At 67.7% G+C, this 25,499-nt stretch carries 20 protein-coding genes; 14 read left to right on the plus strand and 6 right to left on the minus strand.

Annotated elements, in window-relative coordinates; translation table 11 throughout:
- Window positions 1-9 precede the first annotated feature (9 nt).
- The 3 genes from tsaB to ABD104_RS00740 are packed head-to-tail and all read left to right on the plus strand — an operon-like array spanning window position 10 to window position 2,142.
- A complete protein-coding gene (gene tsaB / locus ABD104_RS00730) occupies window positions 10-735 on the plus strand; it encodes a tRNA (adenosine(37)-N6)-threonylcarbamoyltransferase complex dimerization subunit type 1 TsaB (RefSeq protein ID WP_243724332.1) in 726 nt (241 codons plus the stop codon).
- Window positions 732-1,265, plus strand: a complete 534-nt coding sequence (rimI, locus tag ABD104_RS00735) for a ribosomal protein S18-alanine N-acetyltransferase (RefSeq protein ID WP_243724333.1) — start codon at window positions 732-734, stop codon at window positions 1,263-1,265. The genes tsaB and rimI overlap by 4 nt, the downstream gene beginning before the upstream one ends.
- Window positions 1,255-2,142, plus strand: a complete 888-nt coding sequence (locus tag ABD104_RS00740; RefSeq protein ID WP_343927004.1) for a uracil-DNA glycosylase — start codon at window positions 1,255-1,257, stop codon at window positions 2,140-2,142. Before rimI ends, ABD104_RS00740 begins: the two co-directional genes overlap by 11 nt.
- A gap of 18 nt (window positions 2,143-2,160) precedes the next feature.
- Here the strand turns inward: ABD104_RS00740 and lplT are convergent, their stop codons facing one another.
- Window positions 2,161-3,480, minus strand: coding sequence for a lysophospholipid transporter LplT (gene lplT / locus ABD104_RS00745; RefSeq protein ID WP_087837414.1), 1,320 nt, complete (start codon window positions 3,478-3,480; stop codon window positions 2,161-2,163).
- 128 nt (window positions 3,481-3,608) lie between these two features.
- Window positions 3,609-4,028, minus strand: a complete 420-nt coding sequence (gene queF, locus ABD104_RS00750) for a preQ(1) synthase (protein WP_087837413.1) — start codon at window positions 4,026-4,028, stop codon at window positions 3,609-3,611.
- A 275-nt stretch (window positions 4,029-4,303) separates the two neighbouring features.
- Between queF and smc the strand changes: the two genes are divergently transcribed.
- The 4 genes from smc (at window position 4,304) to ABD104_RS00770 (ending at window position 11,861) form a co-directional block, all read left to right on the plus strand.
- The gene (gene smc, locus ABD104_RS00755; protein WP_087837412.1) at window positions 4,304-7,834 is read left to right on the plus strand and encodes a chromosome segregation protein SMC; all 3,531 of its coding nucleotides are present in this window, start codon (window positions 4,304-4,306) and stop codon (window positions 7,832-7,834) included.
- Between the two features lie 61 nt (window positions 7,835-7,895).
- Window positions 7,896-8,987 carry a cell division protein ZipA C-terminal FtsZ-binding domain-containing protein gene (locus ABD104_RS00760; protein ID WP_343927005.1) on the plus strand — a complete coding sequence of 364 codons (1,092 nt, stop codon included), beginning with the start codon at window positions 7,896-7,898 and terminating at the stop codon, window positions 8,985-8,987.
- Between the two features lie 53 nt (window positions 8,988-9,040).
- Window positions 9,041-11,065: an NAD-dependent DNA ligase LigA gene (gene ligA, locus ABD104_RS00765; RefSeq protein WP_425543303.1), complete on the plus strand. Its 2,025-nt coding sequence runs from the start codon at window positions 9,041-9,043 to the stop codon at window positions 11,063-11,065.
- A 34-nt stretch (window positions 11,066-11,099) separates the two neighbouring features.
- Window positions 11,100-11,861 (plus strand): S-methyl-5'-thioinosine phosphorylase, encoded by a 762-nt coding sequence (locus ABD104_RS00770; RefSeq protein WP_087837409.1) that lies wholly within the window; start codon window positions 11,100-11,102, stop codon window positions 11,859-11,861.
- A 169-nt stretch (window positions 11,862-12,030) separates the two neighbouring features.
- Here ABD104_RS00770 and gstA read toward each other — a convergent pair whose 3' ends face one another.
- The 4 genes from gstA to map all read right to left on the minus strand — a co-directional run bounded on the left by gstA (window position 12,031) and on the right by map (window position 18,773).
- Window positions 12,031-12,636, minus strand: coding sequence for a glutathione transferase GstA (gene gstA / locus ABD104_RS00775; protein WP_338615263.1), 606 nt, complete (start codon window positions 12,634-12,636; stop codon window positions 12,031-12,033).
- A gap of 55 nt (window positions 12,637-12,691) precedes the next feature.
- A complete protein-coding gene (locus ABD104_RS00780) occupies window positions 12,692-15,208 on the minus strand; it encodes a glycogen/starch/alpha-glucan phosphorylase (protein ID WP_243724335.1) in 2,517 nt (838 codons plus the stop codon).
- A 135-nt stretch (window positions 15,209-15,343) separates the two neighbouring features.
- Window positions 15,344-17,944 (minus strand): [protein-PII] uridylyltransferase, encoded by a 2,601-nt coding sequence (locus ABD104_RS00785; RefSeq protein WP_087837432.1) that lies wholly within the window; start codon window positions 17,942-17,944, stop codon window positions 15,344-15,346.
- A 16-nt stretch (window positions 17,945-17,960) separates the two neighbouring features.
- Entirely contained in the window at window positions 17,961-18,773 is an 813-nt protein-coding gene (gene map / locus ABD104_RS00790) for a type I methionyl aminopeptidase (RefSeq protein WP_087837406.1), read from the minus strand.
- Window positions 18,774-19,194: 421 nt separating this feature from the next.
- On the opposite strand from map, the gene rpsB reads away from it, so the two are divergent.
- The 7 genes from rpsB (at window position 19,195) to ABD104_RS00825 (ending at window position 25,459) form a co-directional block, all read left to right on the plus strand.
- A complete protein-coding gene (rpsB, locus tag ABD104_RS00795; protein ID WP_087837405.1) occupies window positions 19,195-19,944 on the plus strand; it encodes a 30S ribosomal protein S2 in 750 nt (249 codons plus the stop codon).
- Window positions 19,945-20,182: 238 nt separating this feature from the next.
- Window positions 20,183-21,064, plus strand: coding sequence for a translation elongation factor Ts (gene tsf, locus ABD104_RS00800; RefSeq protein ID WP_087837404.1), 882 nt, complete (start codon window positions 20,183-20,185; stop codon window positions 21,062-21,064).
- Between the two features lie 197 nt (window positions 21,065-21,261).
- The gene (gene pyrH, locus ABD104_RS00805) at window positions 21,262-21,993 is read left to right on the plus strand and encodes a UMP kinase (protein WP_087837431.1); all 732 of its coding nucleotides are present in this window, start codon (window positions 21,262-21,264) and stop codon (window positions 21,991-21,993) included.
- Between the two features lie 28 nt (window positions 21,994-22,021).
- Window positions 22,022-22,582, plus strand: coding sequence for a ribosome recycling factor (frr, locus tag ABD104_RS00810; protein WP_087837403.1), 561 nt, complete (start codon window positions 22,022-22,024; stop codon window positions 22,580-22,582).
- Between the two features lie 36 nt (window positions 22,583-22,618).
- On the plus strand, window positions 22,619-23,398 hold the full coding sequence (gene uppS / locus ABD104_RS00815) for a polyprenyl diphosphate synthase (protein WP_087837402.1): 780 nt from the start codon (window positions 22,619-22,621) through the stop codon (window positions 23,396-23,398).
- Window positions 23,399-23,402: 4 nt separating this feature from the next.
- Window positions 23,403-24,254 (plus strand): phosphatidate cytidylyltransferase, encoded by an 852-nt coding sequence (locus tag ABD104_RS00820; protein WP_087837401.1) that lies wholly within the window; start codon window positions 23,403-23,405, stop codon window positions 24,252-24,254.
- A complete protein-coding gene (locus ABD104_RS00825) occupies window positions 24,251-25,459 on the plus strand; it encodes a 1-deoxy-D-xylulose-5-phosphate reductoisomerase (protein WP_087837400.1) in 1,209 nt (402 codons plus the stop codon). Before ABD104_RS00820 ends, ABD104_RS00825 begins: the two co-directional genes overlap by 4 nt.
- Window positions 25,460-25,499 lie beyond the last annotated feature (40 nt).

Here is a 25,499-nt window from a genome sequence, read left to right on the forward strand (position 1 = left end):
GGCGTTGCCTTGTTGCGCGCCACGGACACGGGCGCCGCCGACCTGTTCGCGCGCGAGCACCAGGGCGTGCAGGAGCATTCGGCCCGGCTGCTGCCCATGGTGCAGGAAGTGCTGGACGAGGCCGGCATCGCCCGGACGCAACTCGACGCCATCGCCTTCGGGCAGGGGCCCGGAGGCTTCACCGGACTGCGGGTCGCCTGCGGCGTGGCGCAGGGGCTGGGGTTTGCCCTGGATCGTCCGGTGGTACCGGTGGTCTCGCATGCGGCCGTGGCGCAGCAGGTCCGGGATCCCGGATCCCGGACGCTGGTGGTCGCCATGGACGCGCGCATGCAGGAAATCTACCTGGCCGCCTATCGCCGCGAGCCGTCCGGCCGGCTTGCCTGCGTGATCGAACCGCAGCTGATGGCGGGCGAGGGGCTGGAGTCCTGGGTGCGCCGGCGCCTGGAAGACCTGGGCGATCCGGTGCCGCAGAGGCCCTTGCTGTGCGGTGATGCGGCGGCCGCCTATCCAGAGGTATTCGCGGGTTTCGGCGCGGACGAGCGGTCGGACATTGCGCGGCCCACGGCGGCCGCGGTCGCCCGCCTGGCTCACGACGCCTACCTGCGTGGCGAAGCCGTCGCGGCGGAACTCGCCGCGCCGTTGTACGTCAGGGACAAGGTGGCGTTCACCACCGCGGAACGGGAAGCCGGCGCGGGGGGCAACCCGCGCGTCGCCACATCGGGAGCGCAATCATGACTGCGGTGCAGGGCCGGGCGCCGATCGACGCGGCGCGCATCCTGGCGACATGGGGGCAGGCCTGCCGTCCCATGACCGAACGGGATCTCGACCAGGTGGACGCGGTCGAGCGCCAGATCTATTCGTTTCCCTGGACGCGCGGCAATTTCGCCGATTCGCTGCGCTCTGGCTATGACGCCTGGGTGGTGAGCGACGGCGAGCGGCTGCTGGGATACTGCATCGTGATGGTGGCGCTGGACGAGGCGCACTTGCTGAACATCAGCGTGGCGCCCCAGGCGCAGGGCCTGGGGCTGGGCCGCAGGTTGCTGGCCTGGGTCGAGCAGTGCGCCGCCGCGCGCCAGGCGCAGAGCCTGCTGCTGGAGGTGCGTCCCTCGAATCTGGTGGCCAAGGGCCTGTACGAACGCTCGGGCTACGAGCGCATCGGCCTGCGCCGTGGCTACTATCCGTCGGTGCGCGGGCGGGAAGACGCGATCGTCATGCGCAAGATGCTGGCGGTCCATCCGATTCCCGGAGGCCTCCATGGCAACTGAACGCAACGGCGCCGAGGGCATGAGCGCGGTCCGGCGCGCCTGGCTGCGCGAACTGGGCGTGGAGCGGCTGTGGAACCTGCCCGGCGCGGTGGCGTCCGCGGCCCCACCCGCGGCACCCGAACCCGATGCATCGCCGGCGGCGCAGGAAGAGCCCGTGGCGCCGTCCCCGGGCCCGGTGCCGGCACCCGTGGTCGCCGCGCCCGCCGCCGGGTCCGCCGCCGGGTCCGAGAGGGTCGAATCCGTGGCCTTCGTGCAGGAAATCCCGGCGCAGGAGATTCCGGTGCCGGCCGCCACGCCCGCCGACCCCGGGCAGGCCTGGGCCGCCTTGCAGGACGAGGTGCGCGACTGCATGGCCTGTGGCTTGTGCAAGGGGCGTACCCAGACCGTGTTCGGCACCGGATCGCCCAAGGCGCGCTGGCTGCTGGTGGGCGAGGCGCCAGGCGAGCAGGAAGACAAGCAGGGCGCGCCCTTCGTCGGGCGGTCGGGCAAGCTGCTGGACAGCATGCTGGCTTCCATCGCGCGCTCGCGCCAGCAGGACGTCTTCATCGCCAACGTCATCAAGTGCCGTCCGCCCGGCAACCGGGACCCGCTGCCTGAGGAGGTGGCGCGGTGCAGCCCGTACCTGATGCGGCAGATCTCCCTCATCAATCCGGAAATGATCCTGGTGCTGGGGCGGTTCGCGGCGCAGACCCTGCTCGAGACCGATGCGCGCATAGGAAGCCTGCGGGGCAAGGTGCACAGCCTGTCGGTGGCGGGGAGGCCGGTGCCGGTCGTGGTGAGCTACCACCCGGCCTATCTGCTGCGCAGCCCGGCCGAGAAGGTCAAGGCCTGGCAGGACCTGCAGCTGGCCCTGTCGGTGGGGCGGGCCCGCAACTGAGCGCGGCCCCGCGCGGGGTCATTCCCCGCGCAGCGCCGTGCCGTGCGCGCGGCTGCCTATCACCAGGTCGAGATCCGGGTGGGTGCGGTGGTTGTGCCGGTTCCAGCCCATGATCAGCAGCATGAGGCAGGCGACCAGCGTGCCGAAGATGATGATGATGGTGTTGATGGGAATCTGCATGCCCAGCATCAGCGAATAGACCGCCACCATCAGCAGGATGTTGAGCTGCTCGTTGAAGTTCTGGACGGCGATCGAGTGGCCGGCCGACAGCAGCACGTGGCCCCGGTGCTGGAGCAGGGCGTTCATGGGTACGACGAAAAACCCCCCCAGGCCGCCGATGGCGATCAGCAGCGCATAGACGAACCAGGGTTCGTAGGCCAGCGGCATCAGCATCACGACCAGCCCCATCACCACGCCCATCGGAAGCACGGCCAGCGCGTGATGCAGGGGCACCTTGCCGGCCAGCGTGGCGCCCAGGATGGTGCCGACGGAGGCCACGCCCATCAGGATGGAGGCCTTGTTCAGCGGCAGTCCGAGCTGTACGCGCCCCCATTCGATCACGATCAGTTGCAGCGTCGCGCCGGCCCCCCAGAACAGGGTGGTCACCGCCAGCGAGATCTGGCCCAGCTTGTCGCGCCACAGCGTGGCCACGAAACAGCCGAACGTCCTCATCAGCCTGATGGGGTTGCGCTGCTGGCGCGGGTAGCACACGCCCGTGGACGGGATGAGCAGGTTGAAGAAGGCGGCCACCAGGTAGACCAGCGCGATGACCATGATGGCGGCCTCGGCCGGCGTCTGGATGTCGGGGCCGAAGCCCGGGCTGAGATCCAGGGACAGCAGCCAGGTCGACACCTTGGGGCTGATGAGCGCGCCGCCCAGGACCACGCCCAGGATGATGGACACCACCGTCAGTCCTTCGATCCAGCTGTTGCCCTTGACGAGCTGCTCGGGCGGCAGCAGTTCGGTGATGATGCCGTACTTGGCAGGCGAATAGGCCGCCGCGCCGATGCCCACCAGCGCATAGGCCGCGCACACCGTATAGACCTGGTGGTGGTCGGCCAGCCCGAAGCTGGCGTGGGCGAACATGGTCAGGCAGCCGATGATCTTCACCGCGTTGGTGGCGAACATCACGCGGCCCTTGGGAAAGGAGTCGGCGAAGGCACCCACGAAGGCGGCCAGCAGGACATAGGCCAGGGCGAACGACCACTTGATCATGGGCGTCATCCAGTCCGGACCGTCCAACTGCTGGATCAACGCGATCGCGGCGATGAAAAGCGCATTGTCGGCCAGCGAGGAAAAGAACTGCGCCGCCATGATCAGGTAAAAGCCGCGTTTCATCGGTAGGCGTGGACTCGTGTGCCTTTGAGTGGATCGGAAAGTGCCGCACTCGGGGCACTACGGCAGGAATGCGTGCCGCGCATCGTAGCGCAGGTTCCGAGGCCGCGTCCCGGCCGATCCGGTGGTAGTTACCCGCGGATATTGCTGCCGGGCGCGAATTCCTGCAGTTGCACGGCGGGCTGCGGCGTCCAGCCGGGCTGGCGGTGCTCGGCGACGACGTTGGTGAAGATGCCGCCGCGCACGTACCACTTGGCGGTGATCCGCATGAAGCGGGGGGACAGCGCGCGTACGAGATCGTCCAGGATCTCGTTGGTGACCGCTTCGTGGAACTTGCCTTCGTTGCGGAAGCTCCAGGCGTAGAGCTTGAGGCTCTTGAGCTCGACGCACAACTGGTCGGGGATGTAGTCGATGACCAGCAGGGCGAAGTCCGGCTGTCCGGTCATCGGGCACAGGCAGGTGAATTCCGGCACCTCGATGTGGATCTGGAAGTCGCGCCCCGGGCTGGGGTTGGCGAAGGTGTCTAGGCTCTTGCTGGGTTGAGAGGGCATGTCTCTTGCGATCTATACGTAACGAAAATGAAAAAACAGACTGGGCGGCGGCTCCTGGCGTAACCTTGCCGATGACCCTTTGGTATTATACGAAGCTGTGTTGGCCCCCCTCCCTCCGCGCTTCGCGCGACCCCTGAAGGGGGCGGCACTGGAGGACCGGCGGAGCCGGATCCCGGTGCCCTGGGGCGGGGGTGGGGAGTGTTCCGCCATATCGGACCGGCTTGGGTGCAGGTCGGTTCCTTTTCCAGCCTTTTTTAAGCGAAGCTTCGTTTCCGGTGCGACTTACCCAGATCAAACTCGCAGGTTTCAAGTCGTTCGTCGACCCCACTTCCATCCAGGTGCCGAGCCAGCTGGTCGGCGTGGTGGGACCCAATGGCTGCGGAAAGTCCAACATCATCGACGCCGTGCGCTGGGTCCTGGGCGAATCCAAGGCTTCCGAGCTGCGCGGCGAGTCCATGCAGGACGTGATCTTCAACGGATCGGTCAACCGCAAGCCGGCGGCGCGCTCGTCGGTCGAACTGGTGTTCGACAACTCCGAGGGCAGGGCGTCCGGGCAATGGAGCCAGTACGGCGAAATCGCCGTCAAGCGCGTGCTGACCCGCGACGGCACCAGCAGCTATTTCGTCAACAACCAGCAGGTCCGCCGCCGCGACATCCACGACATCTTCCTGGGTACCGGCCTGGGCGCGCGGGGCTACGCCATCATCGGGCAGGGCATGATCTCGCGCATCATCGAGGCCCGGCCCGATGAACTGCGCGTATTCCTGGAAGAGGCGGCGGGCGTGTCGCGCTACAAGGAGCGCCGCCGCGAGACCGAGAACCGCCTGGCCGACACGCGCGAGAACATGACGCGCGTGGAGGACATCCTGCGCGAGCTGGCCACCCAGCTCGAGAAGCTCGAGGCACAGGCCGAGGTCGCCCAGCGCTACCAGGGGTTCCAGGCGGAAAGCGAGCAGAAGCAGCGCTTCCTGTGGCTGCTGAAGAAACGCGAGGCCGACGCCGACCGCATGAAGCACGCGCTGGCCATCGAACAGGCCCAGACCGACCTCGAGGCCGCCATGGCGGGCCTGCGCAAGCTCGAGTCCGACCTGGAAGGCACGCGCCAGGCGCACTATGCCGCCAGCGATGCCGTCCATGCCGCGCAGGGCGGCCTGTACGAGGCCAATGCCGAGGTCAGCCGGCTCGAGGCCGAGATCAAGTACGTGGTCGAGGCGCGCAACCGGATGCAGGCCCAGCTGGCGCAACTGCAGCAGCAGATCGCCCAGTGGAACGAGCAGCACGAGACCGGCAGCGACCAGTTGGCGCAGGCCGAGGAAGACCTGGCCGTGGGCGAGGCCCGCGCCGAGGAAGCGCGCGTCGTGGCCGAAGAAGCGCAGGCCCAGTTGCCGGACATCGAGGCCAAGGTGCGCGATGCCGCATCCGGCCTGTCCGAGCTGCGCGCTGCGCTGTCCCAGGTCGAACAGAACCTGGCCTTGACCGCCCAGGAGCAGCGCGAGGCCGACCGCCAGTTGCAGGCCCTGGCGCAGCGCCGCGAGCGCCTGGAACAGGAAGAACGGAACCTGCAGCGCCCCGACCCGGCCCGGCTCGAGCAGTTGACGGGCGACCTGGCCGACACCGAGCAGCGTGTCCAGCATGCCCAGCAGGAGCTGTCCACGCTCGAGGCCCAGTTGCCGCAGGTCGACGCCGGCCGCCGGCAGGCCCAGGAACTGGTGCAGAAGGAGGCCGCCTCCGTTTCGCAGATCGAAGCCCGGCTCTCGGCCCTGACCCGCCTGCAGCAGGATGTGCAGAAGCAGGGCGCGCTGCATCCCTGGCTGGAGAAACACGAACTGACGCAGCTCGGCCGGCTGTGGCAGAAGCTGCATATCGAGCCAGGCTGGGAAACGGCGCTGGAGGCCGTGCTGCGCGAGCGGCTGGCCGCGCTGGAAGTCAGCAATCTCGAATGGGCCAAGGCCTTCTTCGGCGACGCGCCGCCCGCGCGGCTGGCCTTCTACCAGATGCCGCCGGCCACGGCGCCGGCTCCCGCGCCAGCCGCGCTGACGCCGCTGGTGTCGCTGCTGCGCATCACCGATCCGGGCCTGCGTTCGCTCATGGCCGACTGGCTGCGCGATGTCTATACGGCCACCGACGCCACCCAGGCGCTGGCCGCGCGCGCCCAGTTGCCCGAAGGCGGCCAGTTCGTGGTCAAGGAAGGGCACCTGATCGGGCACAACAGCGTCCGTTTCTACGCCCCCGATTCCGAACAGGCCGGCATGCTGGCGCGCCAGCAGGAAATCGAGAACCTGCAACGCCAGCTCAAGGCCCAGCAGCTCATCGCCGACGAGGCACGGTCCGCCGTGGCGCGCGCCGAGGCCGGCTACCAGCAGGTGGCGCAGGCCTTGCCCGCCTCGCGCCAGCGCCTGGCCGAGGTTACCCAGCGCCTGCACGCCATCCAGCTCGAGCATTCCAAGCTGTCGCAGCAGGCCGCGCAGTCCGAGGAGCGCGCCGCGCGCATCCGCGAAGAGCATGCCGAACTCGAGGCGCAGGAAGAAGAGGCCCGCATCCGCAAGGAAGAGGCCGAGGGCCGCTTCGAGATCCTGGATGGCCAGCTGGGCGACAAGCAGTCCGCGTTCGAAGACGCGCAGATGGCCCAGGAGCAGCGTGAAGCGGACGTCCAGCGGGCGCGCGATCGCCTGCGTGAACTCGAGCGGTCGGCCCAGGAAGCCAGCTTCGCCGAGCGGGGCCTGCGCGCGCGCATCGACGAGCTGCGCCGCAGCCTGCAACTGGCGGGCGAGCAGAGCCAGCGCGCCGCCGCCGAGGCCGAACGGGTCCAGCAGGAATTGCGGGTCCTGGACGACGCCGCGGCCCAGGCCGGCCTGCAGTCGGCGCTCGAGCTGCGCAGCGAGCGCGAGCAGGTGCTGAACCGCGCCCGCATCGAAATGGATACCCTGGCCGCGCAACTGCGCGCCGCCGACGAGCAGCGCCTGGGCATCGAGCGTTCGCTCGAGCCGCTGCGCAGCCGCATCACCGAGCTGCAGCTGAAGGAACAGGCGGCCCGCCTGGCCCAGGAACAATATGCCGAGCAACTGGCCGGCCAGGAGCTGGACCTGGCGGCGCTGGGCGAGCAACTCGACGCGCTGCCCAAGGAGTGGCAGCGTCCCAACTGGCTGCAGGCCGAAGTGCAGCGCCTGGCCCGCGAGGTTGCCGCGCTGGGCGCGGTCAACCTGGCCGCGCTGGACGAACTCAACGCCTCGCGCGAGCGCAAGACCTACCTGGATGCCCAGCAGTCCGACCTGCAGGCCGCCATCGATACGCTCGAGGACGCCATCCGCAAGATCGACCGCGAGACTCGCCAGTTGCTGCAGGAGACCTTCGACACCGTCAACCGCAACTTCGGCGAACTCTTCCCGTCGCTGTTCGGGGGTGGCGAAGCGAAGCTCGTCATGACCGGCGAGGAAATCCTGGATGCCGGCGTGCAGGTCATGGCCCAGCCTCCGGGCAAGCGCAACAGCACCATCCATCTGCTGTCGGGCGGCGAGAAGGCACTGACGGCCACCGCGCTGGTGTTCGCCATGTTCAAGCTCAATCCGGCGCCGTTCTGCCTGCTGGACGAGGTCGACGCGCCGCTGGACGATGCCAACACCGAGCGCTACGCGAACCTGGTGCGCCGGATGAGCGAGCAGACGCAGTTCCTGTTCATCTCGCACAACAAGATCGCGATGGAAATGGCACACCAGCTGGTCGGCGTGACCATGCAGGAGCAGGGCGTCTCCCGCATCGTGGCCGTCGACATCGACTCGGCCATGCAACTCGCCGTCGAGGCCGCCTGATGAGCCGGCAGTCCGCGAACCGGCACTCTTTCCACCATGCCCCGCCATCGGGAACACACCAATGAGTGATCTACAAACCGGGCTCATCGCCCTTGGCGTTCTGGCCATCGTCGTCGTGCTTGGACTGAACTGGTGGCAGGACCGCCGCGCTCGCAAGCAGATACAGGACGGCTTCCCGGACTCGGGCAAGGATCCCTTGCTGCATGGGGTCGAAACCGGCCTGCCCAAGGCGGACGGGGTACGCCGCGAGCCGGGGCTGGGCGCGGGCGAAATCGCCGAGCCCAACATCGTCGGAGGCATGGAGGCGCCGGCCGAAGGCGCGGCCGTGCCGCAGCAGCATGATGCGGACGAAGCCGACGAGGCCTGCGAGACCGTCATCGACGTCTCCTTTCTCGAACCCGTGCCGGGCGACGAGCTGGCGGCCTTCACCCAGGGCATCCGCCACGCCGGCCAGAAATCGCTGCGCGTGTTCGCCGAAACGGCCGAGGGGGTGCACCGCTCGGCCATCCGCAGTGGCGAGAACTATGCGTCCGTCCAGGTGGCCGTGCTGCTGGCCAATCGCAGCGGCCCGCTCAGCGCCGGCGAATGGGCCGAGGCACTGTCGCGCTCGCGCGTGCTGGCCGATCGGTTCGACGGCACGGTGGAGGCCAGCGATACGCAAGCGGTGCTGGATCGCGCCAACAAGCTCGATGCCGTCTGCGCCGCGCTCGACGCCCAGGTGGGCCTGACCCTGGTGGCCAGCAGCCGCCGCTGGTCATCCGGCGACGTGCTGACCGCCGCGCGCGAGGCCGGATTCTCGTCCATCCACGACGGCCGCCTGCCATGGGTGGATCAGGACGGCGCGGTCCGCTTCACGCTGGGGCGCAGCGATGGCGTATCGCTGGGCTCGGCGGGCCCGGCCACCATCGGCCAACTCAGCCTGGTCCTGGACGTGCCCCGGGCGCCCGCCCACGAGCACGCCTTCGCCCAGATGGCCCAGGTCGCCCGTGGGCTGGCCACGCGGCTGGAAGCCGCCGTGGTCGACGACAACGGCCGGCCCCTGGCGGATGGCGCCGAGGCCGCCATCGACAAGCAATTGCTGGCGCTGTATGCGCGCCTTGAGCAGTCCGGCCTGAAGGCCGGTTCGGTGCGTGCCCTGCGGGTATTCGGATAAGGCGCGCAGGCGGAGCGGATATGGTGTCGGGGGTCGATCGGGAAAACCAGGCCATGCAGAGGGCGGCGCAGCTGCGCCAGGAGCTGGCCTTGCACAACGCCCGCTACTACGTGATGGACGACCCGCTGATCAGCGACGCCGAGTACGACGCGCTGTTCGCGGAACTGGTCAAGCTGGAGCAGGAATTCCCGCTGCTGGCCACGCCCGATTCTCCCACCCAGCGGGTGGGCGGTGCGCCGCTGTCCGCCTTCGGTTCGGTGCGCCACGCGGTGCCCATGCTGTCCCTGAACAATGCCTTCGACGACGAGGACATCCAGGCCTTCGACAAACGGGTGCGCGACGGCCTGGAAACGGCGTCCGCCGTCGAGTACGCCTGTGAGCTGAAGCTGGACGGACTGGCCGTCAGCCTGCGCTACGAGAACGGCAGGTTTGCGCGGGCCGCTACCCGCGGCGACGGCCAGACGGGCGAGGACATCACCGCCAACATCCGGACCATACGATCCATCCCGCTGACCTTGGCGGGACCCGTGCCCGAGGTGCTGGAGGTTCGCGGCGAGGTGCTGCTGTTCCGCAAGGATTTCGAGCGCCTGAACGACGCCCAGCGCGAAGCCGGTGAGAAAGTCTTCATCAATCCCCGCAATGCTGCGGCGGGCAGCCTGAGGCAGCTCGATCCGCGCATCACGGCCCGCCGTCCGCTGCGATTCTTCGCCTATGGCTGGGGCGAGATACGCGGCAGCCTGCCGGGCAAGGAATCCCGCGCCGACGCGCCGCCGTTCGATACCCACATGGGCATGCTGGACTGGCTGCAGGAACTGGGCATGCCGGTCAACCGCGAGCGCCAGCTGGCGTCGGACGCGGCCGGCCTGCTGGCGTTCTACCGGCGGGTCGAGGGGCTGCGGGCCTCGCTGCCCTATGACATCGACGGCGTGGTCTACAAGGTCAACGCGCTCGAGGCGCAGCGCACGCTGGGATACGTCTCGCGCGCGCCGCGCTTCGCCGTCGCGCACAAGTTCCCGGCCGAGGAAGCCACCACCGAGTTGCTCGGCATCGAAGTACAGGTCGGCCGCACCGGCGCCATCACGCCCGTTGCGCGGCTCAAGCCGGTGTTCGTGGGCGGCGTCACGGTCACCAACGCGACGCTGCACAACGAAGACGAGATCGAGCGCAAGGACGTGCGCATCGGCGACACCGTGGTGGTCCGCCGGGCCGGCGATGTCATTCCCGAGGTCGTGACACCCGTGCTGGACAAGCGCCCGGCCGATGCCCGCAAGTTCGTCATGCCCACCCAGTGTCCGGTGTGCGGATCGGCCATCGAGCGGCCCGAGGACGAGATCATCGCGCGCTGTACCGGGGGCCTGTTCTGCGCTGCGCAGCGCAAGCAGGCGTTGTGGCATGCCGCCCAGCGCCGCGCGCTGGACATCGAGGGGCTGGGCGAGAAGCTGATCGATCAGCTGGTCGAGCGCGGCCGCGTGCACACGCTGGCGGATCTCTATACGCTGAACGAGGAAGAGCTGGCCGGCCTGGACCGCATGGGCGAGAAGTCGGCACGCAACCTGGTCGAGTCCATCGCCGCGACACGCACGCCGCCGCTGGGGAGATTTCTTTTCGCGCTGGGGATACGGCACGTGGGCGAGTCCACGGCCCGCGACCTGGCGCGCCATTTCGGCAACCTGGATGCGGTGATGAACGCCACCGAGGCCGAGCTGCTGGCGGTGCCCGACGTCGGGCCCGTGGTGGCCGCGTCCATCTTTCGCTTCTTCGCCGAACCGCACAACCGCGAGGTCGTGGCCGACCTGCTGCGCAACGGGGTGACCCCCGGCACGGAAACCGTGGTCGATCGCACCGCCGGCCCCATCGGCGGCAAGACTTTCGTGCTGACCGGCACGTTGCCCACGCTCACCCGCGAGGACGCGGCCGAGCTCATACGCGCCGCCGGCGGCAAGGTGACCGGCTCGGTGTCCAAGAAGACCCACTACGTCGTCGCCGGCGCCGACGCCGGCAGCAAGCTCGCCAAGGCCCAGGAGCTCGGCATCGCCGTGCTCGACGAGGACGGCCTGAAGGCCTTGCTGCAGTCTTGACAGGGCGAAGCGCCGCTTCGCAGGAAGGAAAACCATGCAGGCAATCATCGGAGGCACCGGCCTCTACCATTTGACCGGGCTCGTCGTGACGCGCCGCCAGGTCGTGCGCACGCCCTACGGCGAGCCTTCGGGCGCGCTGACCTACGGGCGCATCGGCGACGGCGCCGAAATCGTCTTCCTGGCCCGCCATGGATACGGCCACACGCTGGCCCCGCACCGCATCAACTATCGCGCCAACCTGTGGGCGCTGCACGAGGTGGGGGTGCGGCGCATCGTCTCGGTGGCGACGGTGGGCGGCATCGCGGGTCCCCTCGTGCCCGGGGTCATCGTCGTGCCCGACCAGATCATCGACTACACCACCGAACGGCCCCGCACCTTCTTCGAGGGAGGCGACCAGCCCGTCGCCCACGTGGACATGACCCAGCCCTACGGGGCCGCCATGCGGCACGATCTGCTGGAATCGGCGCGGACCTGCGGGATAGACGTCGTCGACGGCGGGGTCTATGGCTGCACACAGGGTCCGCGGCTGGAAACCGCCGCGGAAATCCGCCGGATGGGGCGGGACGGCTGCGACATGGTCGGCATGACCGGCATGCCCGAGGCCGCCCTGGCGCGGGAGCTCGACCTGGACTATGCGGCCCTGTGTCTCGTCACCAACGATGCCGCCGGCCAGCGCGCCAGCGTGGACGAGATTTCCATGCAGGGCATGCGCGTGGTGGTGGACGACAGCATGCAGAACGTCCACCGCATCCTGGGCCAACTGGTGGGCACCACCTGCGGCGACGGAGCCACCTGATTCGTCAGTGATCCAGGGCACAGCGGATCCGGCTTTGCCGGTCCGCCAGTGCCGCCCCTGGGCCCGGCGCCGGGCCGCCCCAAGGCGGGCCCAGCCCCCATCGGGGGGCTGCCGCGTAGCGGCTGGGGGCCCACGATTCAGGGCGCGCGTCAGCGCGTAGGGGGGGGATTTACTGCAGGCCTTCGGCCTTGAGCGCCGCCTGCACGGCGGGGCGTTGCGCGATGCGTTCGCGGAAGGCCACGATGGCGGGCCAGCGCGACAGGTCGTAGTTCAGGCGCGCGGCCCAGCCGGTGGTCACGAACAGGTAGATATCGGCCACGGAAAAGCCACCGGGCATCAGGTATTCGCGCTGCGACAGCTCGCTTTGCACGTAGTCCAGGCGCGTGGCCAGGATCTGGCGGAAGACGTCCTTGCCTTCCTCGCTCAGCGTGGGCTTGAACATGGGCGAGAAGCCCTTGTGGATCTCGGTGGCGATGAACACCAGCCAGGTTTGCAGCGCGTAGCGCTCGGCGCTGTCGGGCGGGGGCGCCAGCTTGCGCGCCGGCACGAGATCGGCGATGTATTGCAGCAGCACGGCCAGCTCGGTCATCACCACGCCAGTGGACACTTCCAGCGCTGGCACGTAGCCCTTGGGATTGATCTTGCGGAAATCCTGCCCGGTCTCGGTGGTCTTGGCCTTGAGGTCGACCTTTTCCCAGGTGAAGTCGATGCCCGCCTCGCGCAGGACGATGTGGGGGGCCTGGGAGCAGGCGCCGGGGGAGTAGTAGAGCTTCATGGGGCCTCGATGAAGGGGGTGGAAAGCGCCTATTCTCTCACTGCTTGGCAAGCTTTCACCGCAGCGTGTGCTCCATCTCGGCCTCGTCATACAGTTCGACCGGCACCGGCTTGACGTTCCAGATCTGTTCGGCGTATTCGCGGATGCTGCGGTCCGACGAGAACTTGCCGGATCGGGCGGTATTGAGGATGGACATGCGCGTCCAGCCTTCATGGTCGCGATAGGCCTGGCTGACGAGATCCTGGCACTCGATGTAGGACTGGTAGTCCGCCAGCAGCAGATAGGGGTCGTGCCGCAGCAGGTTGTCGACCAGCGGCCGGAACAGTTCGGTGTCGCCGCGCGAGAAGAAACCGCTCTGGATCAGGTCGAGGCAGGTGCGCAGCTCGCTGTGGCTATGGTAGTAGTCGCCGGGATGATAGCCGGCGGTCTTGATGTGGCGCACTTCCGCGGCGGTATGGCCGAACAGGAAGAAGTTCTCGGCCCCGACCTGGTCGCGCAGTTCGATGTTGGCGCCGTCCATGGTGCCTATGGTCAGCGCCCCGTTCATCGCGAATTTCATGTTGCCGGTTCCCGAGGCCTCCTTGCCCGCCAGCGATATCTGCTCGGACAGCTCGGCGGCCGGATAGATGCACTGGCCCTGCGTGACGTTGAAATTGGGGATGAACACCACCTTGAGCAGGTCGCGCACGTCGGGATCGTTGTTGACCACATCGCCTACCGAGGTGATGAGCTTGATCATCAGCTTGGCGGTGTGATAGCCGGGGGCGGCCTTGCCGCCGAAGATGAAGGTGCGGGGCAGGGGGTCGCGTGCCCGGCCGGACTTCAAGCGGTGGTACAGCGTGACGATATGCAGGACCGCCAGGTGCTGGCGCTTGTATTCGTGGATGCGCTTGACCAGCACGTCGAACATCGAATCGGGGTCGACCTTGACCCCCGTGCGCCGCAGGATCAGCGCCGCCAGGTCCACCTTGTTGGCGCGCTTGACCGCGCGCCATTCCTGCCGGAACGCCGCATCGTCGATGTAGTCCTCGATCAGGCGGATGCGGGGCAGGTCGGTCACCCAGGCGTCGCCGATGGCGTTGGTCACCAGCGAGGTCAGGCGCGGATTGCTCAGGACCAGCCAGCGGCGCGGCGTGACGCCGTTGGTGACGTTGGTGAACTTCTCGGGCCACATTTCGTAGAAGTCCTTCAGCAGCCCGTGCTTGAGCAGGTCCGAGTGCAGTTCGGCCACGCCGTTGATGGCGTGGCTGCCCACGCAGGCCAGGTGCGCCATGCGTACGTAGCGCTCGCCGCTTTCGTCGATCAGCGAGAGGCGGGAGATGCGGGATTCGTCTCCCAGGAAATGAATGCGCACGTCGTTCAGGAAGCGCGCGTTGATCTCATAGATGAGTTCCAGGTGGCGCGGCAGGATGCGCTGGAACAGGTCCAGCGGCCAGCGCTCCAGGGCTTCGGGCAGCAGCGTGTGGTTGGTGTACGAGAAGCTGCGCGTGGTGATGCCCCAGGCCTGGTCCCACGGCAACAGGTGTTCGTCCACCAGCAGCCGCATCAGTTCGGCGATGGCGATGGCCGGATGCGTGTCGTTGAGCTGGATCGCGAACTTCTTGTCGAAATCGCCGATGGCGCCGCCGCGGGCAAGATGGATGCGTATCATGTCCTGCAGCGAACACGACACGAAAAAGTATTGCTGCTCCAGCCGCAGTTCCTTGCCTTGGGTGGTTTCGTCGTTGGGGTAGAGCACCTTGGTCAGGTTCTCGGACGTCACCTTCTTGCTGACCGCGCCCAGGTAGTCACCCTGGTTGAAGACCGAGAAATCGAAGGACTCGGTGGCCTCCGCCCGCCACAGCCTCAGCGTGTTGGTGGTGTTGACGCGGTAGCCGGGGATGGGCGAATCGAACGGCACGCCCACCACGGTCTTCTCGGGGGCCCAGCGCACGCGCAGGTAGCCGGCATCGTCGGTGTACTGTTCGGTGTGGCCGCCCAGCTTGATCTCGACCGCCCATTCGGCGCGCTGGATTTCCCATGGATTGCCGTAGCGCAGCCACTTGTCGGTGTTCTCGACCTGCCAGCCATCGATGATGGTCTGGAAGAAGATACCGTACTCGTAGCGGATGCCGTAGCCGAAGGCCGGGATCTGCCCGGTGGCCAGGGAATCCAGGAAGCAGGCGGCCAGGCGGCCCAGGCCGCCGTTGCCCAGGCCCGGCTCTTCTTCCTGGCGCAGGATCTCGTTGAAGTCGAGTTTCAGCTCGGCCATGGCTTCGCGCACGCTGTCGGCGATGCCCAGGTTGATCAGGTGGTTGCCCAGGTGCGGGCCCATCAGGAATTCGGCCGACAGGTAGGCGACGGTGCGCGGCGCGGTCTGGTTGTACTGGGCGGTACTGCTGATCCAGCGCTGCAGGCTGCGGTCGCGTATCGCGTGGGCCAGGGCCAGGTAGAGGTCGTTCTTGCCCGAGATCTTCGGAAACTTGCCTATCGTGTAGAACAGGTGGTCGAAAAAGGCGCGCTTCAGGCTTTCCTTGGAGAACGACGTGCGATCGTCGTCGTCATCGGCCGGCAGGGGAACAGGTGCGGACACGTGCGGAGCTCCCATCGGTACGCCGCCCCAGGGGCGGGGCAACCCGGCTATTGTTGCTTTTGGGATCCGTGCGGCGCAAGCCGCGTTTTCAATTGGTTAAGCATGCGACAGCGCCGTGAAAGGAACTGGCGCTGCTTACTGCAGGGCTTCCAGCAAGTCCTGTTCGAACTGGATCTGGCTGCGCGCGTTGTTGAGCGCGTCGCCGTCGATCAGGAAAGTGTCCTCGACCCGTTCGCCCAGGGTCATGACCTTGGCGGTCTTGAGGTTGATGCCGTGCTTGACGAAGGTGCGCGCCAGCGCGTGCAGCAGGCCGGTCCGGTCGGAGGCGGTCACGCTCAGTATCCACGATTGTCCGCGCTCGTCGGGCCGCAGTTCGATCGCGGGGGTGATCGGGAACATGCGCGACTGCCGCGACTGCCGGGGCCCCAGCGGGACGGCGTCGCCCGCCGAGGCCGGTCCGGCGGCGTTGGGCGTGGCCAGCCGCTGGGTCAGTTCGTGTTCGACCAGGCTCAGCAGCGAACGCTGTTCGCTGGGCGTGCCCTGGGCCAGCACGATGAAGCTGTCCAGCGCCCAGCCATGGCGCGTAGTGTGGATGCGGGCGTCCTGGATGCTGAGGTGGCGCTCGTCGAAATAGCCGCAGATGCGGGCGAACAGGTCGGGCTGGTCCTTGACGTAGACGACGATCTGCAGGCCTTCGCCGATGGGCGCCAGGCGGGCGCGCACGATGGGCGCCTCGCTGTTGACCTTGTTGTACAGGTGCCGGGTCTGCCAGGCGATCTCGGGCGCCTCGTGGCGCAGGAAATAGGCCACGTCCAGCTGCTTCCACAGCGCTTCGTGGGCGTCCTCGGTCAGCCCTGCCAGCCGCAGCGCGCCCAGCGCTTCTTCCTTGCGATTTTCCAGGATGGCCTTGGAGTCGGGGATCTCTCCGCCCAGCGCCCGCCGCGTCTTGACGAACAGGTCTTCGAGCAGCTTGCCTTTCCAGGCGTTCCAGACCTTGGGGCTGGTGCCGCGTATGTCGGCCACGGTCAGCAGGTAGAGCGCGGTCAGGTGCCGCGTGTCGCCCACCAGCGCCGCGAACTCCTGGATGACCTGCGGATCGGACAGGTCCTTTTTCTGCGCGACCGAGGACAGCGTGAGGTGCTGGCGCACCAGGAATTCCAGCAGTGCCGCGTCGTCCTTGGCCAGCCCGTGCTCGCGCGCGAACTTGCGCGCTTCCACGGCGCCCAGCTCGGAGTGATCGCCGCCGCGGCCCTTGGCGATGTCGTGGAACAGGGCCGCCGCGTACAGGATCCAGTGGCCGTCGAAGTTCGCGATCAACTGGCTGCACAGGGGGTACTCGTGCGCGTGTTCCGGCATGGTGAAGCGGCGCAGGTTGCGCACCACCATCAGGATGTGCTGGTCCACGGTGTAGGCGTGGAACAGGTCGTGCTGCATCTGGCCGACGATGCGGCGAAAGGGCAGCAGGTAGCGCGGCAGGATGCTGAGTTCGTTCATCCGGCGCAGCTCGTGCACGATGCCGCGCTGCTGTTGCAGGATGGACAGGAACAGGTGGCGGTTGACCGGATTGCGCCGGAACTGGGCGTCGATGCGCCGGCGCGCGTGCCAGATGGCGCGCAGCATGCGGGCCGACATGCCCTTGAGCGAGGGTTGCTGCTGCATGACCAGGAAGGCGCGCAGCAACAGCGTGGGGTTGCGCTCGAACGCGTCGTCCCGGTACATGTCCAGCCGTTCGTGCAGGCTGCGGAAGTCCTCGTCGATGGGCTGGGCTTCTTCGCCCGGCCGCGCGAACAGGCGCTCTTCCAGGTTCTGGACCAGGATGGTGTTGAGCTGGGTCACCAGCTTGGCCGCCCAGTAGTAGCGCTGCATCAGCATTTCGCTGGGGCGGCGCGCGCCGCCGGCCTCGATGCCGTAGACCTTGGCCATCGCCGGCTGGATGTCGAACACCAGTCTGTCCTCGCGCCGGCCGGTCAGCAGGTGCAGCTCGATGCGCAGGCGCTTGAAGGCCTGTTCGGCGCGCCGCAGGTGGCGGGCCTCGTCGGCCGTCAGCAGTCCCGCGCGGGCGACCTGTGCCCAGGTCTTACCGAAGCCTGCCGCCCGCGCCATCCACAGGATGACCTGCAGGTCGCGCAGGCCGCCCGGCGATTCCTTGCAATTGGGTTCCAGCGCGTACGGCGTGTAGTTGTACTTGGTGTGCCGCTGCTGCATCTCCAGCTGCTTGTCGTGGAAGAAGGCACGCTTGTCCAGCCGGCCGCGCATCGCGGTCTCGAACTGGCGCATCAGCGTCCGGCTGCCGGCCAGGTAGCGGGCCTCCAGCAGCGCCGTTTCCACGGTGATGTCCCGGGCCGCCTCGGCCATGCATTCGTCCACCGTGCGGACGCTGTGGCCGGGCTCCAGCCCGATGTCCCACAGCGCCGTGATCAGCGCGCCTATTCTGGCCTCGTCCTCGGCGCCGGGGGGCTGGTGCAGCAGCACCAGCACGTCCACGTCGGAATAGGGATACAGCTCGCCGCGGCCGTAGCCGCCCACGGCCGCCAGTGTCGCGCCCTCGGGCAGCGGATGGCGCTCGAGCAGCGCCACCAGCGTGCGGTCGACGATGCGCCGCAGCTCGGTCAGCAGTCCATCGGCGCGCAGGTTCTCGCGGTAGGTGGCGATCGCGCGCTCGCGCGCTGCTCGCATGGTGTTGCGCAGGCCCTGCAGTTCGTTCAGGCCGGGCGAGGCCAGCGTGGCGGTGGACATGGACATGGGAGCAGGATCAGGCGGCCTTGGCGGTGACGAAGCTGGGCGGGGCGGGCATGCCGGGCGAGACGGTCAGGGTCTCGTAGCCCGAGTCCGTCACCACCACCGTGTGTTCCCATTGGGCCGACAGGCTGTGGTCCCGGGTCACGATGGTCCATCCATCGGCCAGTTCACGGATTTCCCGGCGTCCGGCGTTGATCATGGGTTCCACGGTGAAGATCATGCCCGGCAGCAGTTCGATGCCGGTGCCGGGCTTGCCGTAGTGCAGCACCTGCGGGTCTTCGTGGAACACCTGGCCGATGCCGTGGCCGCAGAACTCCCGGACCACGCTGTAGCCGTGCGCCTCGGCGTGCTTCTGGATGGCGTGGCCGATGTCGCCCAGGTGGGCGCCGGGGCGGACCTGCTCGATGCCCAGCCACATGCACTCGTACGTGACCTGCGCCAGGCGGCGCGCCAGGATGGAGGGCTCGCCGGCGAAGAACATGCGGCTCGTGTCGCCGTGCCAGCCGTCCTTGATGATGGTGACGTCGATGTTGAGCGAGTCGCCGTTCTTCAGGACCTTGTCGCCGGGGATGCCGTGGCAGACCTGGTGGTTGACCGAGGTGCAGATGGCCCCGGTGAAGGGCGGGTAGCCCGGCGGCGCATAGCCGATGGTGGCCGACTTCACCTTCAGTTCGTCGGTCATGAATTCCAGGCACAGCCGGTCCAGTTCGCCGGTGGTCACGCCCGGCTTGACGTAGGGCGCGATGAAATCGAGCACGCTGGCCGCCGCCTGGCAGGCCTCGCGCATTTTCCCGATTTCCTCGGCCGACTTGATGGTGATGCTCATGATCTGCTTCCCGCGCTGTGTGCGCTCCACATTATGTTATGGCGCCGGACCGCCCGTCGCGCCCGCAGCCGGCCCGGACGGCGCCCGAAAGGCAGGCGTCGAGGCTTTCTTGTAACAAGAAGCGACGAGGGCCGGCGCCGGGGCCGAGGGATCGCTTGAGCAGGTGGTCCGGAAAATAGTAGAATTATAGGCTTCCTGTGATTTCAGGAAGCCAAAGGCCGGATCGGATCAGGGCGATCCTGGGGTGGCGGGGCGCCGCGTGGCGCGTCCATCATGCCAGAAAGCCTGGAGTTTCTCCAGGGATGTCGCCCGTCTTCGGCCTGGATTTTTCAACCGCGCGCCGTGTCGTCCAGGGTGCCGGCCGGGCCTAGTGTGCCTGGCGGGTGCTGATGCGGTGCAAGACCCAACCCTCGGAGTCAATATGTCCGTTAGCATGCGCGAAATGCTGGAAGCCGGTGTCCACTTCGGCCACCAAACCCGCTTCTGGAACCCCAAGATGGCCCCCTATATCTTCGGCCATCGCAACAAGATCCACATCATCAACCTCGAGAAGACCCTGGCCCTGTACCAGGACGCTCTGAAGTTCGTGCGTCAACTGTCGGCCCGCGGCGGCACGATCCTGTTCGTCAGCACCAAGCGCGCGGCTCGCGAGATCATCGCCGAGGAAGCGCAGCGCTGCGGCATGCCCTACGTCGACAGCCGCTGGCTGGGCGGCATGCTGACCAACTTCAAGACGGTCAAGACCTCGATCAAGCGCCTGAAGGACATGGAAGCCATGCAGGCCGAGGGCGCGACCGAGCGCATGAGCAAGAAGGAAGCGCTGATGTTCCAGCGCGAGCTCGAGAAGCTGAACAAGTCCATCGGCGGCATCAAGGACATGAACGGCCTGCCGGACGCGATCTTCATCATCGACGTCGGGTATCACAAAATTACCGTCACCGAAGCCAAGGCGCTTAACATTCCGGTCGTCGCCGTGGTGGATACTAACCACTCGCCGGACGGCGTGGCCCACGTCATCCCGGGCAACGACGATTCGTCCAAGGCGATCGCCCTGTACGCCCGCGGCGTGGCCGATGCCGTGCTGGAAGGCCGCGAACAGGCCCTGCAGGGCGTGGTCGATGCCGTGACCGAAGGCGGCGACGAGTTCGTGGAAGTCGAAGGCGAGGAGTAAGGTCCCCCTACGCGCTTGCGCGCGCCCCCCAGGGGGCGATGCGGGTGGACCGGCGGAGCCGGATCCACCGCATCCTGGGTCTGGGTGGGGATGTCTCGGCGCGAAGCGCCGCATTCTTGCCTGGATGCGGGAGTGGGCTTCTCTGCCGCTAGTAATGCTTGAAGGGGCCTTGTGCCCCTTCTTTTTAGTCAAACTATATTTCCGCCTTTGTCAGGGGCGGAAGATGTCAGGAGTAATCATGGCCGAAATTACCGCAGCAATGGTCAAGGAACTGCGCGAGAAGACCGACGCGCCCATGATGGAGTGCAAGAAGGCGTTGACCGAAGCCGGTGGCGATCTGGCCAAGGCCGAGGAAATCCTGCGCGTCAAGCTGGGCAGCAAGGCCAGCAAGGCCGCCGCCCGCGTGACCGCCGAAGGCCTGGTGGCCCTGTATGTCTCGGCCGATGCCAAGACCGGCGTCGCCGTCGAGGTCAACAGCGAAACCGACTTCGTGGCCAAGAACGACGATTTCGTCCAGTTCGCCAACGAAATCGCCGAGCTGATCGCCAAGGCCAACCCGGCCGACGTCGCCGCCCTGTCCGAGCTGGCGTTCCGTGACGGCACCGTGGAAAGCGTGCGTACCGCCCTGATCGGCAAGATCGGCGAGAACATCTCCATCCGCCGCTTCACCCGCATCGCCACCGAGAACAAGCTGGCCCAGTACGTGCACGGCGGCCGCATCGGCGTGCTGGTCGAGTACTCCGGCGACGAAACGCTGGGCAAGGACATCGCCATGCACGTCGCGGCCACCAAGCCGAAGGCGCTGGACGCCGCCGGCGTGTCGCAGGACGACATCCAGCGCGAGCGTTCGGTTGCCGAGCAGAAGGCCGCCGAATCGGGCAAGCCCGCCGACATCGTCGCCAAGATGGTCGAAGGTTCGGTCCAGAAGTTCCTGAAAGAGGTTACGCTGTTGTCGCAACCGTTCGTCAAGGACGACAAGCAGACCGTCCAGCAGGTGCTCAAGGCCAAGAACTCCGCCGTCCAGCAGTTCGTGCTGTACGTGGTGGGCGAAGGCATCGAGAAGAAGGTCACCGACTTCGCCGCAGAAGTCGCTGCCCAGGCTGCTGCTGCAAAGAGTTAGTCCCCCCCCTACGCGCTTACGCGCGCCCCCCGGGGGCGGCCTCGAGGGACCGGCGGAGCCGGATCCCTCGTGCCTCGTCTGGGGGAAGTGGGGCTGTTGTAAAGATGTAGACGTAACGCAGCGCAGAAGGGTGGGCCTCTGTGGGCGGAGATGGGCCGGATGTCGGCGATTGCGCGGGAGCATGTATGACGGTGGAAATGAACGCATCTGGAACGAAAACGGGGGCGTACAAGCGCGTCCTGCTCAAGCTGTCGGGCGAAGCCCTGATGGGTGACGATGCGTTCGGTATCAACCGGGCGACCATCGGCCGCATGGTCGAGGAAATTGCCGAGGTGGCCGAGCTGGGCGTCGAGCTGGCGCTGGTCATCGGCGGCGGCAACATCTTCCGCGGCGTGGCGCCGGGTGCCCAGGGCATGGACCGCGCCACCGCCGACTACATGGGCATGATGGCCACCATCATGAACTCCCTGGCGCTGCAGGACGCGCTCAAGCGCCGCGGCGTCGATGCGCGCGTGCAATCGGCGCTGACCATCGAGCAGGTGGTCGAGCCCTACATCCGCCCCAAGGCCCTGCGCTACCTGGAAGAGGGCAAGGTCGTGATCTTCGCGGCCGGCACGGGCAACCCGTTCTTCACCACCGACACCGCCGCCGCCCTGCGCGGCGCCGAGGTCGGTGCCGAAATCGTATTGAAGGCAACCAAGGTCGACGGCATCTATTCGGCCGATCCCAAGAAGGATCCCACGGCTACGCGCTACAGCCGCATCAGTTTCGACGAGGCCATCGTGCGCCGCCTGGAAGTGATGGATGCGACGGCGTTCGCGCTGTGCCGCGACCAGAAACTGCCGATCAAGGTTTTTTCGATCAACAAGCCTGGCGCCCTGAAGCGCGTCGTCTCGGGCGACGACGAAGGCACGCTGGTGCACGTTTGATCGATTGTTCAGCATTTAGGAGACCGCAATGAGCGCTTCCGACGTCAAGAAAAACGCCGAGACCAAGATGGGCAAGTCCATCGAGACCCTGAAGGGCAGTCTCGCGAAGATCCGTACGGGTCGTGCCCATGCCGGCATACTGGACCATGTCCAGGTCGAGTACTACGGTTCCATGGTTCCGCTGAGCCAGGTCGCCAACGTCAGCGTGCTGGATGCGCGTACCCTGAGCGTCCAGGCGTGGGAAAAGAAGATGGCCCAGGTGGTCGAGAAGGCCATCCGGGAATCCGACCTGGGTCTCAACCCCCAGTCCATGGGCGACCTGATCCGCGTGCCGATGCCGGCGCTGACCGAAGAGCGCCGCCGCGAGCTGACCAAGGTGGTCAAGAGCGAGGGCGAGGATGCCAAGGTCGCCGTGCGCAACCTGCGGCGCGACGCCAACGAGCAGCTCAAGCGCCTGGTCAAGGACAAGGAAATCTCCGAGGACGAAGAACGCCGCGCGCAGGACGACGTCCAGAAGCTGACCGATCGTTTCGTCGCCGAGATCGACAAGGTGGTCGCGCAGAAAGAAGCGGAGATCATGACGGTTTGAGTTCCGCCATGTACATTCGGTCCCAGCGGAGCTGACATGGTCCTGAGTTCAACCCTCGGCATTCCCCGTACCGACGCCGTGCCCAGGCACGTGGCGATCATCATGGACGGCAACGGCCGATGGGCCACGCAGCGCTTCCTGCCCCGCGTGGCGGGCCACAAGAAGGGCGTGGATGCCGTCAGGGCGGTGGTGGAGGCCTGCGCCGTTCGCGGCATCGAATACCTGACCCTGTTCGCCTTCAGTTCCGAGAACTGGCGCCGTCCGCCCGACGAGGTGTCCCTGCTGATGCGGCTGTTCGTCCACGCGCTGGAGCGCGAGGTCGCCAGGCTGGCCCGCAACGGCATCAAGCTCAAGGTCGTGGGGGACATCAGCGCGTTCGAGCCCCGGCTGCGCGAGCTGATCGCCGACGTGGAAGCCCGCACCCGCGACAACGACCGCCTGACGCTGACGATCGCCGCCAACTATGGCGGCCGCTGGGACATCCTGGAAGCGACGCGCCGCCTGCTGGCTGCGCGTCCGGACCTGGCTGCCCATCCCGAGCAACTGGACGAGGCCATGCTGACGCCGCATCTGTCGATGGCGTACGCGCCGGAGCCGGACCTGTTCATCCGCACGGGCGGCGAGCAGCGCATCTCCAACTTCCTGGTCTGGCAACTGGCCTATACCGAGCTGTATTTCACCGACTGCTTCTGGCCCGATTTCGACGCCGATCAACTGGATCTGGCGTGCAAGTCCTATCGCAGCCGCGAGCGCCGCTTCGGCCGCACCAGCGCCCAGCTGAAGGCGCCGGCGGCGGTTTCCTCGAACGGCGGCTAGACCCATGCTCGGGCAGCGCGTCGTCACCGCCATCGTCCTGCTGATCGTCCTGGTCGCCGTGCTGGCGGTGGCCGATCCGCGCCCCTTCGAGATCCTGATGGCGGTGTTCGTGGGCTGCGCGCTGTGGGAGTGGTGGCGCCTGACGCTTTCGCCCCGCGGCGGCACCGGCCGCGCCCATCTGCCCGCCATCGCGGCGGGCGTGGTACTGGGCGCCGCCCTGGTCGCCTGGCGCTGGAACAGCGGCGGCGCCGACCTCTCGGCCGGTCCCGCCGGCAGCTTCTGGCGCGGCCTGTGGATCGCCGTCTCGGCGGTCTGGGTGGGCCTGCTGGTCCCCATGCTGTTTCGCGCCAGTCCGGATGCCGAGCCTCGCAACCCCTGGCTGACCGCGCTGGCGCCGTTCGCGCTGCTGGCCGCCTGGTCGGCGCTGACCGCGGCGTTCGGACGCGGCGTGCCCTTCCTGCTCACCCTGATGGCGGTGGTCTGGATCGCCGACATCTCGGCGTATTTCGTCGGCCGCGCGCTGGGGCGCAACAAGCTCGCACCCCACATCAGCCCGGGCAAGACCCGCGAGGGCGCGCTGGGCGGCGTCGTGTGCGTGGTCGTCTTCGTGCTGGCCTGCGGCTTCTTCCCCGGCACCTTCGGCGCCGCCCTGGTCGAGCGCTGGGGATGGGCCGGAGCCCTGGCCCTGGCCGTGGTGCTGGCGGCGCTGTCCATCGCGGGCGACCTGTTCGAATCGCTCATCAAGCGGCGCGCCGGCATCAAGGATTCCAGCAACCTGCTGCCGGGCCACGGCGGCGTGCTGGATCGCATCGATGCCCTGATTCCCGTCCTGCCGCTGGCCGTCCTGCTGTCATGACCTTCCGTACCGTCACCATACTGGGCGCCACCGGCTCCATCGGCGCCAGCACGCTGGACGTGATCGCGCGCCACCCGCAGCGCTACCGCGTCCATGCCCTGAGCGCCCACAGCCGCATGGAACAGCTCGCCGCCCAGGCGGAGGCCAGCCAGGCTGCCGTCGTGGTGGTGCCCGATGATGCGGCGCGCCAGCGTTTCGTCGATGCGTGGCGGGGCAGGGCACGGTTGCCGGAGATCCGCGTGGGCGCGCAGGCGCTGGCCGATACCGCCGCCGACGAGGCCAGCGACACGGTCATGGCCGCCATCGTGGGCGCCGCGGGCCTGCCTTCGGCGCTGGCGGCCGCCAGCGCCGGCAAGCGGGTGCTGCTGGCGAACAAAGAGGCCCTGGTGGTGGCGGGGCGCCTGTTCATGGACGCGGTGCGCGACAACGGCGCCGAACTCCTGCCTATCGACAGCGAACACAACGCCATCTTCCAGTGCCTGCCCCATGGCGCCCGGGCGTCGGCGGCCCAGGCGCCCGCGCCGGGCGTGCGCCGGCTGCTGTTGACCGCCTCGGGCGGACCATTCCGTACCCGGCCGCTGGACAGCCTGGCGGACGTCACCCCAGACCAGGCCTGTGCCCATCCCAATTGGTCCATGGGGCGCAAGATCTCGGTCGATTCGGCCACGATGCTGAACAAGGGGCTGGAGGTCATCGAGGCGCACTGGCTGTTCGCGATGCCGCCGGAGCGCATCGACGTCGTGGTGCATCCGCAAAGCGTGATCCACTCCATGGTCGAGTACGACGACGGGTCGGTGCTGGCGCAGCTCGGGCATCCCGACATGCGGACCCCCATCGCGTACGGCCTCGCATTCCCCGAGCGCATCGCCACGGGCGTCGGCCCGCTGGACCTGGCCCGGCTGGGCCGCCTGGACTTCGAGGCCCCCGACCTGGCCCGCTTTCCGTGCCTGCGCCTGGCGTTCGAGGCGTTGCGGGGCGGGCAGGGCGCCTGCGTGGCCCTGAACGCCGCCAACGAAGTGGCCGTCGAGGCCTTCCTGCGGGGCGCCGCCCCCTATCCGGCAATCGCGGCTATCATCGAGACCGTGCTGGATGGCGCCTGGGTCCGGGCCGCGGACCGGCTGGGCAGCCTGGAAGCCCTGCTCGACCTGGACCGCGAGGCGCGCGCCCGGGCCGGCGAGGCCCTGGCCCGGAGCGCCGGGCCCTAGGAAGCGCGCTTGCCGCGCACCCGGGTTGGCGGCCACCGGC

The organism is Pigmentiphaga daeguensis (assembly GCF_039523035.1).
In the GTDB taxonomy this organism is placed as follows: Bacteria; Pseudomonadota; Gammaproteobacteria; order Burkholderiales; family Burkholderiaceae_B; genus Pigmentiphaga; species Pigmentiphaga daeguensis.